Source organism: Pantoea sp. X-Soil-ISGK-355, assembly GCF_059730805.1.
In genome coordinates this window covers 2,616,887-2,630,472 of record NZ_AP035971.1, presented here as the reverse complement: position 1 = coordinate 2,630,472, position 13,586 = coordinate 2,616,887, and the positions used below count along the sequence as shown (strand labels likewise).

Sequence of the window (13,586 nt, the reverse complement as noted above, 5' to 3'; positions counted from 1 at the left end):
TCTTTAAAATTTGAGGTGGATAGCGTTTCATGAAAAAAATTGTCCTGGTGATCAAAGATGCTTATTCGTATGCGGGCACCGAGAACATCTGTAACTTTATGTCAGAGTGTCTTGGCGAAACGCATGACGTCACCATCTACTCGCTGGAAGGTAGCGGTAAAACCTTTTATCCGTTTGAGCATGTCAGAGAAATCGTCAGCTTCGAAGGGCAGAGCAACCCGATTAAAAGCGCGGTAGCGCGAATTAACGAAGAGGGTTTCGATACCGTCTTCCTGATCAGCATGGGTCGCCTGAGCGTGATGTTCGCCTTCTGGAATCTGCTGGCCATGAAGAAGAAGCGAGGCAAAGCCTACGCCTGCGAACATATCGCCATTAACTCCTTCAGCAAACCGATTAAGTTCCTCAAGTTTCTGCTGCTGCGCTACTACGATCGCGTGATTGTTCTGACCGAAAAAGATCATCAGGTGTTCAGCCGCTGGCGCATTCCCAGCAAGCCAATCCCCAACCCGGTGGTATACAAAGGCTATCAGCGTCAGACCCGTCATCGCCAGGCGCTGGCGGTGGGCCGTCTGGATAACCAGAAGGGCTTTGATCTGCTGCTGGATATCTGGCGCGACTTCTCCCGCACTCATGCCGACTGGACGCTGGTGATTGCCGGTGACGGCGAACTGCGTCAGCAACTGCATGACCAGGCGGCCGTGCTGGGCATTACCGACAGCGTGAAGTTTGTCGGCAAGGTCAGCAATATCAATGACTATTATCGCGACAGCGACATGGCGCTGATGACGTCGCGCTATGAAGGTTTGCCACTGGTGCTGCTGGAAGCGAAATCCTGGTCACTGCCGGTCGTCGCGTATGACTGCCCGACCGGGCCGCAGGAGATCATCAACCACGGTGAAGATGGATTCCTGGTCCCGATGAATGACAAAGCCACGTTTCTGGCCCGAATGGAGCAGCTTGCCACCGATGACGCGCTGTTCTATGCCATGAGCGAAAAAACCAGACAAACCGCGCTGAAATTTGACGGTAACCAGATTAAGCAAAGCTGGCTGTCATTGGTTTAACAGAAGCTGGAAAAGCTCACTTGCGACGTGCCTCAGGGACACCGCCATGGCCAATGGCCTTATTGACTACGGGAATTGATGCATGAAAAGAAGAGAAGTTTTACAGACCGCCGCCTCCGCTCTGGTGGGGGCTCTCTCCGTGAGCACCTTTTCCAGCTACGCTGCAAAAAGTAACGGCATTGCCCTGAAGCCGGTTGATGCGGCTGCTATCCCTAAAGGCGACGTGCCTATCCTGACGCCAGAGAATGTCTACGCCATGCCACCACAGTTCTGGCAGGGCTTTGAGGGCAAACTCTGGATTGGTAAAGCGGGTGTGGATGCCAGCAAACCGGGTAACCAGATTCCGGTCTTCCTGCGCGATGCCAGCGGTAAAGTGTCTGAGATTGCTCAGCCTATCGCGCTGAACAAGGGCAATTTTACCCAGTTTATTCAGGACAACGCTGCACTGATTGCCGATCCTTCTCATTCGATGACGGTCGAGGACAACAACGGTCAGACCCTGTTTAATATCGCCGATGTCAGCCGTCCGGGCTCCGCTGATTTCAGTCAGCGTCTGGCGCAGCCGGCGGGTTATCAGCTGATTGGCGAGATCGCGTCTGTCGCGGAGTTACGCAAAACCCGTCCGCTGTTTGAAGGGGCCAAGGTTAAGCTCAAAAGCTGGCATGAAGGACGGGAAGTCGGCGGCGGTGAGTTTGTCGGTAGCTTCCAGTCCACTCAGAATGATGGCGGCGTAAACATTGCCGGTGAGGGCTTCTCATGGCGTCGTGTGGTAGACGATTTCAACCGTCTGACGCTGTTTGATTTCGGTGCGATTGCCGATGGCCAGACCGATACAGCCCCTGCCATTATGGCAATGTTCAATTGGTCACAGCAGGCTAACCAGCAGATCTGCGTCCAGTTCCCGGCCGGGACCTTTATGGTTTCCGCCTGTAATCTGGGCGAGAAGAATCTCAATCTATTCCGCATCTCAGGGGCGATGGTTAACTTCGGCTACTTCCCGGCGACCACGATTGTCTCTGATGGTAAGTCAGATTTTGTTTTTGAGATGAATGCCCGTCGGGTCGAGCTTTCTAACCTGATTTTTAACGGTAATAGCGATAAAAACCCGAATCAGCAGGGCTTTTTCCATAATACGTGTCCTGGCGGACAATTTTTCCGTGGGGCCTGCCTGCGCTTTACCGCAGTAGGCGGCACGGCCATCAGTCTGCAGGATACGCTCGATTGCAAAATCGATCAGTGGTACGCCTCACGCTGCAGCGGTGATGTGATCAAAGCAGGCTGGTCTGGTCAGAAGCAGGGCAACTGGGATCACAGTACCGCAATCGAGCTGTCAAACTTCAATGCGCAGCACTGTCGCGGCGGCAAGGTTCTTAACCTGGCGCGCTGCGCCCAGTCGATTATTCACAATGGCTGGATTGAGCACTGTGATAATCCAGGCGATATCTCCAACGGCCAGTGGATTATCGATGCATTAAGCCTGGAAGATTGTAAGAATCCGCTTATCGCCCATAACAGCCGCCTGAATATGCGTCAGACCAGCCTGCAGTCGGGCAGCTGGATAGATAACTCCATGCAGGGCGATCGTCTGCTCAGTATCTGGGAAATGGGCTCGACCCGTGTGGAGTCTTACGGCGTCGCGCTGGATGGCAGCCTGAATTATAACTACATCACCTCGCGCTGGCGTTTAGAGAACAATACGAACCAGGAGACCTGGTTTGACCTTGGCAGCCTCTACTCACCGACGGTGGGTGATTCGTGGGAGATCGAAATCTTCGGTCAGTCGCAGTTCAGTAACGGCAGTGGCGATAAGCCGCTGATGAACCTGATTGGCGACAAGACCACCGGCGGCCGCGCAGTGATCCACGTGCAGCGCAAGAAAGACCTGTCGGAAGCGAGCTGGTCGGCCGAAGGCAGCAGCCCGATTGTGGATGTGCGCTACGTGGCTGAGCATGACACCGATGTCCGTATCTTCGTCAGACTGGCGGGCTGGACGCCGTCGGCGGCCGTGCTGGTGAAAACCACCGGTAAAGATCGCTTTGTGACCGGTCGCTGTGCGCGGGTCAATGCAAAGATGGAGAAGGGCAATCCGCCATCGGGTGACGCGGCCAAACGCGCGCCGCAGCGTTTCAGCCTGCACAACGGCAAAGCGGGCGTGGGTGCCAACGAGCAGGGCGATCTGCTGATGGCTTCCCGTCCGCTCTCCGCCGGGCAGGTCGATACCAGTAAGCCGGAAGGCTTTGTTTCCGTGGTGATCAACGGTAAACAGGTTGCGTTGCCTTACTTCGCGATTAAGTCATAACCCCTTGTATCAGGGCCGCCAGAATGGAGGCGGCCGGTTTAACAGGAGCAGTACCTTTGGGTGCGTTATCCCGTAAAGCATGACTTTAAACAGCGTTCATTTTGCCCATTTCGGATCTGGGCGGCTTACAGAATTAAAAAAATTTATTCGGAGTTGTTATGAAAATTTTATTGGTGGGTAACCATACGTGTGGGAATCGCGGGGATGGCGCGATTCTTCGTGGACTAATCGATTCAATGAAGTCTGCACGCAGTGATTTAGACATTGATGTTATTAGCCGTTATCCAACCAGCTCCGGTTATCTGCTCCAGCAGGATATTCAGCAGGATGCGCTGTATCTGCACAACAGCAAATCAGGTAAAGGTCTGGTCGGTTCGTTTAAGCGTAAAGTGGCGAATCGTCTGATGCCCGATATCATGATGGCGCATCTGGGCAAGGGCGGGATCTTTAAGTCGTTCTCTGTGCCGCCTCACCTGAAGGCCTTTACCGAAAGCCTGGCAAAATATGATGCGATTATTCAGGTTGGCGGATCCTTCTTCGTCGATCTCTATGGCGTGACCCAGTTTGACCATGCGCTCTGTGCGCTGATGGCGAAAAAACCGATCTATCTGATCGGCCACTCAGTGGGACCTTTCCAGAACCCGCGCGTCAATGCGCTGGCAAATTTTGTTTTTGATCGGGTCGACAGCCTGGTGCTGCGTGAATCGGTCAGCCTTGATCTGATGAAACGCGATGGCGTGACCAGCTCTAAAGTGGCATCGGGTGTGGATACCGCTTTCCTGGTGCGTGCGCGTGAAGTCGAAAACCCGAGCCATAACCTGCTTTACTGGCAGGGCATTATCGATGGCCGTAAAACCATCGCGATTACCGTGCGTGAACTGGCGCCGTTTGATAAACGTCTGGGTGTCACACAGAAAGAGTATGAAGCGGCGTTTGGCCGGGTGATTAATGCCATGATTGCTGAAGGCTATCAGGTTGTGGCGTTCTCCACCTGTACCGGCATCGACAGCTATGCCAAAGATGACCGCATGGTGGCACTGACGCTGCGTGACCACGTGGCGCAGCCGGAACATTACCATGTCATCATGGACGAGTTTAATGACCTGGAGCTGGGCATTCTGCTGAGTCACTGCCATCTGACCATCGGTACCCGCCTGCACTCGGCGATTATCTCCATGAACTTTGGCACCCCGGCTGTGGCAATCAACTATGAGCACAAGTCGATGGGTGTAATGAACCAGTTGGGTCTGCCGCAGATGGCAACCGATGTGAAAAGCCTGATGGACGGCTCGCTGATCGACAAGGTGAAAACGGTTCTTGCCGATTACGACAACATTAAGCTTAAGGTCAATACGGCCGTTGCGAATGAAAGGGAAATTGGCAACCGGATCACTGAAGAGATTCTCAAAGTATTAGGGTAATGTGATGAAACTGACTTTTTTCACCATGCGTTTCCCGGTTGCCTCTGAGACATTCGTTCTAAATCAGGTGACCCATTTTATTGATGCCGGTTACGAGGTGGAGATTATTTCAGTCTTTCCCGGCGATTTAGTGAACCGGCATGCGGCGTTTGATGAGTATGGTCTGGCGGCGAAGACGCACTATCTGCTGCCGGAAGAGAAAGTCTCGATTGTTGATAAGCTGAACCAGCGTATCAAACTGGTGCTGCCAAAAGTAACGAAGCCGTCGCTGCTGCGTTCGCTGAATGTACGCCGTTATGGCGCGCAGTCCAGCAAACTGCTGCTGCCGTCGATTGTAGCGAATGCTAAGCAGACCTTTACCGCAGATGTGTTTCTGGTGCATTTCGGCTATGCCGGCGCACTGGCAAACAAACTGCGTGAACTGGGCGTGCTTAAGGGTAAACAGGCGACCGTGTTTCATGGCGCTGATATTTCCCGCCGTCACATTCTGGAAGAGCACAAACTCGACTACGTGAATCTGTTCCGCCAGAGTGAGCTGATGCTGCCCATCAGCCATCTGTGGGAGAACAAGCTGATTGAGATGGGGTGCCCGCCGGATAAAATTCACGTGACGCGTATGGGCATTGAGCCGGAGAAGTTTAACTTCCAGCCGCGCCAGGCGTTCCATACGCCGCTCCGTATCGTTTCGGTGGCGCGTCTGACCGAGAAAAAAGGCCTGGATGTGGCGGTGAAAGCCAGCGCCATCCTGAAGCAGCGTGGCGGTCAGTTTCAGTACACCATTATCGGCAACGGCGATCAGGATGAGATGATGCGTGATTTCATCGCCCGTGAGGGGATGGAAGATTGTGTCAGCATGCCGGGCTTTAAGCCGCAGGAGGAGATCCGTCGTGCGCTAAGCGAGGCTGACATCTTCCTGCTGCCGTCCAAAACCGCCGCAGATGGCGATATGGAGGGTATTCCGGTCGCACTGATGGAAGCGATGGCGGTTGGCCTGCCTGTGGTCTCTACCTTCCACAGCGGCATTCCGGAGCTGATTGAGAACAACGTTTCTGGCTGGCTGGTGGAAGAGGACGACCCCGAGGCGCTGGCGGAAACGCTGTTGAAGTTGTCTCAGGGCGAAGTCGATGTGGCGCCCGTGGTCGCGGCCGCCCGTCACAAAGTTGAGACTGAATTTAATCAGCATATCGCCTACGGCGAACTGGCACAGATTCTGGAGCGACTGGTGTGAGTGGATTTAAGTCACAGGCGATTTGGCTGTTCGGCAGTACCTGCTTTTCTGCGGTGCTGCAGGTTGCACAGCTGAGCTTTCTCGCCCGCAAACTGGAAACCCACGAGCTGGGCCTGTTAGCCATCATCAACGCCATCCTGGCGGTGGCGGGTGTGTTGCAGGATATGGGGATGAGCAGTTATCTGGTGCACCGCCAGAACATTACCCGTCGTGAGCAGAGCACCATCTACTGGGTGAACGTCTCGCTCAGCCTGTGTACCGGGTTAATCATGTTGCTGATCGCCTTCCCGGTCTCCTGGTTCTATCACCTGCCGGAGCTGACCGGGCTGATCATGCTGACCAGCCTGAACTTCCTGGTGCTGGGGCACCTGTCGCAATATCAGGCGCACTACATCAAAACCAAGCGGATGGTCTCGCTGGCGAAGATTGAGATGGGCACCAAACTGTTTGCCTTCCTCTGTGTCGTGGCGATGCTGGAGTTCACCTCGCTGACGGTGGCGGCGGCAATTCTGGGTCTGTTCATCAACGCCTTTACGCGCATCCTTTGCATGATTGCACTGGGTGAGAAGTCGTGGCGTCCGACCTGGGAGTTCGACAAAGCGACCTTCTTCGGCGCGATTCGCTACGGCAGCTATCAGCTCGGTTCGCAGACCATTAACCAGTTACGTACCCAGGCGGATGCGCTGGTGGTCGGTAAAGTCATGGGTGCTGAGATGCTGGGCGTTTACTCGCTGGCGAAAGAGCTGGTGCTGCAACCGCTGAAGCTTGTCACGCCGGTGATTAATCGTCTGGCACTGCCGCGCTTTGCTGAGAAACAGCACGATGCCGAGCAGCTGAAAAAGCTGTTCCTGAAAGGTACGCTGGGGATCATGCTGTTCAGCAGCGCCATGTATCTGGCCATTGGTATCTTCTCGCCGGTTATTGTGCGTGTGCTCTATGGCGCATCACATGAGCAGGTCTATCACCTGATCCCGCTGATGCTGCTGTTTGGTATGCTGCGGCCGATGGGGGGGCTGACCGGGGCAATTTCCCAGGCCAACGGACGGACCAACGTTGAGTTCTACTGGAACATCGTGGCGAGCATTGTGGTCCTGGCGGTACTGGCGACCACCTTTATCTGGCCAAACGTGCTCTACGTCGCGCTGACGCTCTCCATCTCGCAGATTCTGATCTCGGCACTGGCGCATCCATTCTTTATCAAGCCGGTGATTGGCATTCGGTTTATTCCTTATGCCCGGCAGTGGGTGGCCGTGTCGGTGGTATTTGTTGGCGTGATGCTGCTGGTAAATCACTTTAATCTGTTTGTGATGCCAGAGTGGTTTGAAGGCTGGCTCTGATTACAAAGCGTTATATCAACGGGCGGCCTCAGGGTCGCCCGTTTTCATTTATAGCTGGTCTCAGCCATGCAACGAAGAGTGCTGTAGGTCACAGTGGCAATATTCGATTACTGATTGTCTTTATTCAGTTTATGGTGTTGCTGGCAATGGGCAAAATGCCGAATTTCCAAGTTATGACAGAGAGTTACTGTCCGCTTTTCAGATAAAGATTATACTTGCTCTTCCGGCCGATCCTGCATAATCGACCCACATCTTCATTTTATTAAACGGAATAAATATGACCAAGCTTAAAGCAGTAATCCCGGTTGCGGGCCTCGGTATGCATATGCTCCCTGCGACTAAAGCCATTCCGAAAGAGATGCTGCCTGTCGTCGACAAACCGATGATTCAGTACATCATTGACGAGTGTGTTGCCGCGGGTATTAAAGAGATTGTGCTGGTCACGCATGCATCGAAAAATGCCGTAGAAAACCACTTCGACACCACTTATGAACTCGAAGCGCTGCTGGAAGCGCGCGTGAAGCGTCAGCTGCTGAGCGAAGTGCAGTCTATCTGCCCGCCAGGCGTCACCATCATGAACGTGCGTCAGGCACAGCCGCTGGGCCTGGGCCACTCGATTCTCTGTGCCCGTCCGATGATCGGTGATAACCCGTTCGTGGTCGTACTGCCAGACGTTCTGCTGGATGACTCAACGGCTGACCACATGCGTTATAACCTCGCTGCGATGGTTGCCCGTTTTGAAGAGACCGGCCACAGCCAGGTCCTGGCGCAACATATGCCCGCGTCCAATCTCACTGAGTACTCGGTAATCACCACTGCAGAGCCGATTGATCACCCTGGCGACATCAGCACCATTACCGATTTCGTTGAGAAGCCTGAAGATACCACCGGACTGAACTCTGACCTGGCCGCGGTTGGCCGCTATGTCCTTTCTGCTGATATCTGGGCAGAACTGGAACGCACGGAGCCAGGCGCCTGGGGCCGTATCCAACTGACCGATGCGATCGCCAGCCTGAGTAAGCACAAAACGGTTGATGTCTCTCTGCTGACCGGTCACAGTTTCGACTGCGGTCGTAAACTGGGTTACATGCAGGCGTTCGTCTCTTACGGACTGCGCAACAATGCGCAGGGTCGCGATTTCCGCGAAGCTATCCAGACGATTCTCGCAAAACAAAAGTAATTAAATCGCCGCGTCATGCGCGGCAGATTGAAAGGAGCTCACATGGCAATTTTAGTAACGGGTGGAGCAGGCTATATCGGCTCCCATACGGTACTGGCGCTGTTGCAGCGCGGTGATGATGTTGTGGTTCTGGATAACCTCTGCAACGCCTCACGCGAAGCCATTAACCGCGTGGAGAAACTGGCGGGTAAGAAAGCGACCTTCGTCGAGGGCGATATCCGTGACCGCGCCTGTCTGCGTGACCTGTTCGCAGCCAACAGCATTTCAGCCGTAATCCACTTCGCTGCGCTTAAAGCAGTCGGTGAATCTACGCGTATGCCGCTGGAGTACTACGAGAACAACGTTGCGGGCACAGTGGTACTGCTGGAAGAGATGCGTGATGCCGGCGTCTGGAACTTTATCTTCAGCTCATCCGCGACCGTCTACGGCGCAGATGCACCGGTTCCTTACGTTGAGACTACGCCAATTGGCGGCACCACCAGTCCTTACGGCACCTCCAAGCTGATGACCGAATTCGTCATGCGCGACTTCGCCAAAGCGGAGCCGAAGTTCAAGGCGATTGCCCTGCGTTATTTCAATCCGGTCGGCGCGCATGAGTCTGGTGAAATCGGTGAAGACCCGACCGGCATCCCGAACAACCTGCTGCCCTATATCGCGCAGGTCGCGATTGGTCGTCTGGAGAAGCTGGGCGTGTTTGGTGGCGATTACGATACGCCAGACGGAACCTGCCTGCGTGACTACATCCACGTGGTTGACCTAGCGGAAGGGCACCTGAAAGCGCTGGATCACCTGAGCAAAGTGGAAGGCTACACCGCCTTCAACCTGGGCGGCGGCAAAGGCTTCTCCGTGCTGGAGATGATTAAGGCATTCGAGAAGGCGTCCGGTAAAGCGATCCCGTTTGAGATCAAGCCACGCCGTGACGGTGACCTGCCTGCGTTCTGGGCCGATGCATCACTGGCGAACAGCGAGCTCGACTGGCGCGTGACGCGCGGAATCGATGAGATGATGCGCGATACGTGGAACTGGCAGAGTAAGAACCCGGATGGGTTCAGGTAGTTGAAAAAAGGCGAACTCCGGTTCGCCTTTCTTATATTTGATTTGAATTATCTTACCAGTCCTTTCCCACTATTCTGATTGCATCATCCTGACGCATCAGCAACCATCCCCTACGCCATAAAAATGCTCATTAGTTGAACTAACACCCAAGGCATAATCGCATTTTATTCGTAATAGCTATACCTGAGTGATAGAATTTGCGATTGTTGAATGATAAACCCACTTAACTAATTTCATTAATAAAGTGATATCAATCAACTGAATGCTGAACATCTGTCGGGTTCATGTTGTCAGCATACTCATTCGGTCAAAGATAATCAGCATTGTGGGGGCTGTAACCCAGGGGCGGTAGCGTGCTCTGAAAACGCGTATGATTGTCTGCTTTTCATTCAGGCGTCCATGCCTCAGATAGCTTGTCAGGAATAAACACGTTATGAAGATTCTTATCACTGGTGGTGCAGGTTTTATCGGTTCGGCGGTTGTACGTCATGTTATCAACAATACAAATGATGAAGTCATAAACGTTGATAAACTTACCTATGCAGGCAATCTTGAGTCTTTAAAAGAGGTCAGCAGCGACCCACGCTACACCTTTAAGCAGATCGATATTTGCGACGGTCAGGCGATTTCTGCAGCATTAAATGAATTTCAGCCGGATGCTATCATGCATCTGGCCGCTGAAAGTCATGTAGACCGCTCGATCACCGGTCCGGCTGAGTTTGTTCAGACTAACGTGGTAGGCACCTATGCTCTGTTAGAGGCGAGCCGCCAGTACTGGAGCGCATTGCCTGAAGAACGTAAAGCGGCATTTCGTTTCCACCATATTTCTACTGACGAAGTGTATGGTGATCTACCGCATCCGGATGAGATGGACGGCGATTTACCGCTGTTTACCGAAGAGACCCCTTATGCCCCGAGCAGTCCCTACTCCTCAACAAAAGCAGCCAGCGATCATCTGGTTCGCGCCTGGGGCCGCACCTATAAATTGCCGGTTATTGTAACCAACTGCTCAAACAACTACGGTCCTTATCATTTCCCGGAAAAACTCATTCCACTGATCATCAGCAATGCGCTGGAAGGTAAACCACTGCCAATCTATGGCAAGGGCGACCAGATCCGTGACTGGCTCTATGTTGAAGATCACGCGCGCGCGCTCTATACCGTGGTTAAAAATGCAGAGACGGGCACTACCTATAACATCGGTGGTCATAACGAAAAGAAAAATATCGATGTTGTGTTGAAAGTCTGCGAACTGCTGGATCAGCTGCGTCCCAAAGCAACCTCGTACAGCGATCAAATCACCTATGTTCAGGACCGTCCGGGACATGATCGCCGCTACGCGATTGATGCCGCTAAGATTGAGAAAGATCTTGGCTGGAAACCGGAAGAGACCTTTGAAACGGGTCTGAAGAAAACCGTTGAATGGTACCTCAATAATTCTCAGTGGGTTGAGCATGTGAAGAGCGGTGCCTATCAGAACTGGATCGAACAGAACTACGAGAAGCGTAGCTAATGGATATTTTGCTGTTTGGTAAAAACGGACAGGTCGGCTGGGAATTGCAGCGTGCGCTTGCGCCGTTAGGCAATTTAATCGTGGTCGATCGTCATTCCCGTGACTACTGCGGTGATTTTGAAAATCCTGAAGGCGTTGCTGAAACGGTTCGCAAAATTAAGCCAGCGGTTATCGTTAATGCCACCGCTTACACTGCGGTGGATAAAGCGGAATCAGAGCAGAATAAAGCTCGGCTGATTAACGCTACTTCTATTGAAGCTTTGGCTGCAGTCGCCGAAGAGACAGGGGCATGGTTAATCCATTACTCTACCGACTATGTTTTTGACGGCTCTGGTAATCAACCATGGCGTGAAGACGATGCTACTGCGCCGCTTAACACCTACGGTCAGACCAAGCTGGAAGGAGAGCAGGCTATTGTCAGCAATATGACGAAATACCTGATTTTCCGCACCAGTTGGGTCTATGCCGCGAAGGGTAACAACTTTGCCAAAACAATGCTGAAACTGGCAAAAGACCGGGAATCCCTGTCAGTAATAAACGATCAGTTTGGTGCACCTACCGGCGCTGAGCTTATTGCTGACTGCACGGCTCATGCAATCAGAGTGGCTCTGGAAAATAGCAATGTCGCAGGCCTGTATCACCTCATTGCAGCAGGTGAGACGACCTGGCATGCCTATGCCACTAAAGTCATAGAGTTTGCGAAAGCACAGGGTGTCGAACTGCAGGTGCAGACGATCAATGCTGTTCCAACCAGTGCATTCCCTACACCGGCTAAACGTCCTGCAAACTCAAGACTCAATACAGAGAAATTTCAGCAGACCTTTGGTCTGAACCTGCCCGACTGGACGGTCGGCGTTGAACGTATGCTGCTCGAAACGCTTATTTAATCGAAACAGGCCGCAATAGCGGCCTGACCATTTAAGGTGAAATTGTGAAAAAGAATAAAGGCATTATTCTCGCTGGTGGCTCAGGAACACGCCTCTATCCGGTAACGATGGCAGTCAGCAAGCAGTTGCTGCCGGTTTACGACAAGCCAATGATTTACTATCCGCTCAGTACGCTAATGCTGGCAGGAATCAACGATATCCTGATCATTAGTACACCGCAGGACACACCGCGCTTTGAGAGCCTGTTAGGTGATGGTTCCCAATGGGGCATCTCAATTCAGTATAAAGTACAACCAAGCCCGGATGGCCTGGCGCAGGCGTTTATCATTGGTGAAGAGTTTATAGGTGACGACTCAGTCGCGCTCATCCTTGGCGACAATATTTTCTATGGTCACGACCTCTACAAGCAACTTGAAGCCGCATCGATGAAAGATGATGGGGCAACCGTATTTGCTTATCATGTTACCGATCCTGAGCGTTATGGCGTTGTGGAATTCGACAGCGAAGGCAAAGCAATTTCATTGGTAGAAAAACCTGAACATCCACGCAGCAACTATGCGGTGACCGGTCTTTATTTCTATGACAACAGTGTTGTAGAAATGGCTAAAAATCTTGCGCCATCACCTCGTGGTGAACTTGAGATTACGGACATCAACCGTATCTACATGGAGCAGGGTAAGCTTTCTGTTTCCATCATGGGCCGCGGGCATGCCTGGCTTGATACAGGTACGCACCAGAGCCTGATGGAAGCGAACAATTTTATCCAGACGATTGAATCACGTCAGGGTTTAAAAGTTGCCTGCCCGGAAGAGATCGCATTCAGAATGGGTTTCATTAATAAAGAGCAATTGCAGGAACTCGCTAAGCCATATCTTAAAAATGAATACGGCAAATATCTGATGGCGCTGGTTGAAGGACGTTTATAATGAAGATTATTGATACTAAAATTCCTGATGTAAAAATCATTGAGCCAAAAGTGTTTGGTGATGAGCGTGGTTTTTTTATGGAGACATGGAATCAGCAAAAATTTGAAGAATTAGTTTGCCCCCGTCAGTTTGTGCAGGATAACCACTCTAAATCTCTGAAAGGAATATTGCGTGGCCTGCATTATCAGACAGAAAACACACAAGGTAAACTGGTAAGAGTTGTTGAAGGGGAGGTCTATGATGTTGCTGTAGACATGCGACAATCATCACCTACCTTTGGACAGTGGGTAGGAGTGATACTCTCGGCTGAGAATAAACGACAATTATGGGTGCCAGAAGGATTTGCACATGGTTTTTATGTGACATCGAATAGTGCAGAGTTTGTATATAAATGTACAAACTACTATACGCCATCCGCTGAACATTCACTTTTGTGGAATGACGAATTTTTAGGGATTGAATGGCCAATTATTGAAGGCACAGAACCGTTACTTTCTTTAAAAGACAAAGAAGGCTTACCTTTTGATAAGGCTGTTTATTTCGATTGATTAACGTGTACGCAAATAATGGCAACATTTCAATGCTATTGAGTTAAACGTAATCTTGTAAATTGAAATATTAAATTGCTCTTAAAGATATTTACTCATGTCAAGTTTTGCATTTGAAAACAGATTA

Annotated in this window: 11 protein-coding genes; all 11 read left to right on the top strand. The window is 51.9% G+C overall.

Annotated features, from left to right (window positions below; all coding sequences use genetic code 11):
• Positions 1–29: 29 nt before the first annotated feature.
• The 11 genes from AC6I8J_RS12175 to rfbC all read left to right on the top strand — a co-directional run bounded on the left by AC6I8J_RS12175 (position 30) and on the right by rfbC (position 13,459).
• The gene (locus AC6I8J_RS12175; protein ID WP_161732296.1) at positions 30–1,064 is read left to right on the top strand and encodes a glycosyltransferase; all 1,035 of its coding nucleotides are present in this window, start codon (positions 30–32) and stop codon (positions 1,062–1,064) included.
• An 82-nt stretch (positions 1,065–1,146) separates the two neighbouring features.
• Positions 1,147–3,363, top strand: a complete 2,217-nt coding sequence (locus tag AC6I8J_RS12170) for a phage tailspike protein (RefSeq protein ID WP_497825411.1) — start codon at positions 1,147–1,149, stop codon at positions 3,361–3,363.
• Between the two features lie 158 nt (positions 3,364–3,521).
• A complete protein-coding gene (wcaK, locus tag AC6I8J_RS12165; protein WP_260058865.1) occupies positions 3,522–4,784 on the top strand; it encodes a colanic acid biosynthesis pyruvyl transferase WcaK in 1,263 nt (420 codons plus the stop codon).
• A 4-nt stretch (positions 4,785–4,788) separates the two neighbouring features.
• Entirely contained in the window at positions 4,789–6,012 is a 1,224-nt protein-coding gene (locus tag AC6I8J_RS12160) for a glycosyltransferase (protein ID WP_161732302.1), read from the top strand.
• Complete coding sequence (locus AC6I8J_RS12155) at positions 6,009–7,349, top strand: lipopolysaccharide biosynthesis protein (protein WP_033733234.1); 1,341 nt, start codon at positions 6,009–6,011, stop codon at positions 7,347–7,349. Before AC6I8J_RS12160 ends, AC6I8J_RS12155 begins: the two co-directional genes overlap by 4 nt.
• A 277-nt stretch (positions 7,350–7,626) precedes the next feature.
• Positions 7,627–8,529, top strand: a complete 903-nt coding sequence (gene galF / locus AC6I8J_RS12150; RefSeq protein WP_161732304.1) for a UTP--glucose-1-phosphate uridylyltransferase GalF — start codon at positions 7,627–7,629, stop codon at positions 8,527–8,529.
• 42 nt (positions 8,530–8,571) lie between these two features.
• The gene (galE, locus tag AC6I8J_RS12145) at positions 8,572–9,585 is read left to right on the top strand and encodes a UDP-glucose 4-epimerase GalE (protein WP_161732306.1); all 1,014 of its coding nucleotides are present in this window, start codon (positions 8,572–8,574) and stop codon (positions 9,583–9,585) included.
• 433 nt (positions 9,586–10,018) lie between these two features.
• Complete coding sequence (gene rfbB / locus AC6I8J_RS12140) at positions 10,019–11,098, top strand: dTDP-glucose 4,6-dehydratase (RefSeq protein WP_440829143.1); 1,080 nt, start codon at positions 10,019–10,021, stop codon at positions 11,096–11,098.
• On the top strand, positions 11,098–11,985 hold the full coding sequence (rfbD, locus tag AC6I8J_RS12135) for a dTDP-4-dehydrorhamnose reductase (protein ID WP_253419277.1): 888 nt from the start codon (positions 11,098–11,100) through the stop codon (positions 11,983–11,985). Before rfbB ends, rfbD begins: the two co-directional genes overlap by 1 nt.
• A 44-nt stretch (positions 11,986–12,029) precedes the next feature.
• On the top strand, positions 12,030–12,911 hold the full coding sequence (gene rfbA / locus AC6I8J_RS12130; protein WP_222925949.1) for a glucose-1-phosphate thymidylyltransferase RfbA: 882 nt from the start codon (positions 12,030–12,032) through the stop codon (positions 12,909–12,911).
• Positions 12,911–13,459, top strand: a complete 549-nt coding sequence (rfbC, locus tag AC6I8J_RS12125) for a dTDP-4-dehydrorhamnose 3,5-epimerase (RefSeq protein WP_497825410.1) — start codon at positions 12,911–12,913, stop codon at positions 13,457–13,459. The genes rfbA and rfbC overlap by 1 nt, the downstream gene beginning before the upstream one ends.
• Positions 13,460–13,586 lie beyond the last annotated feature (127 nt).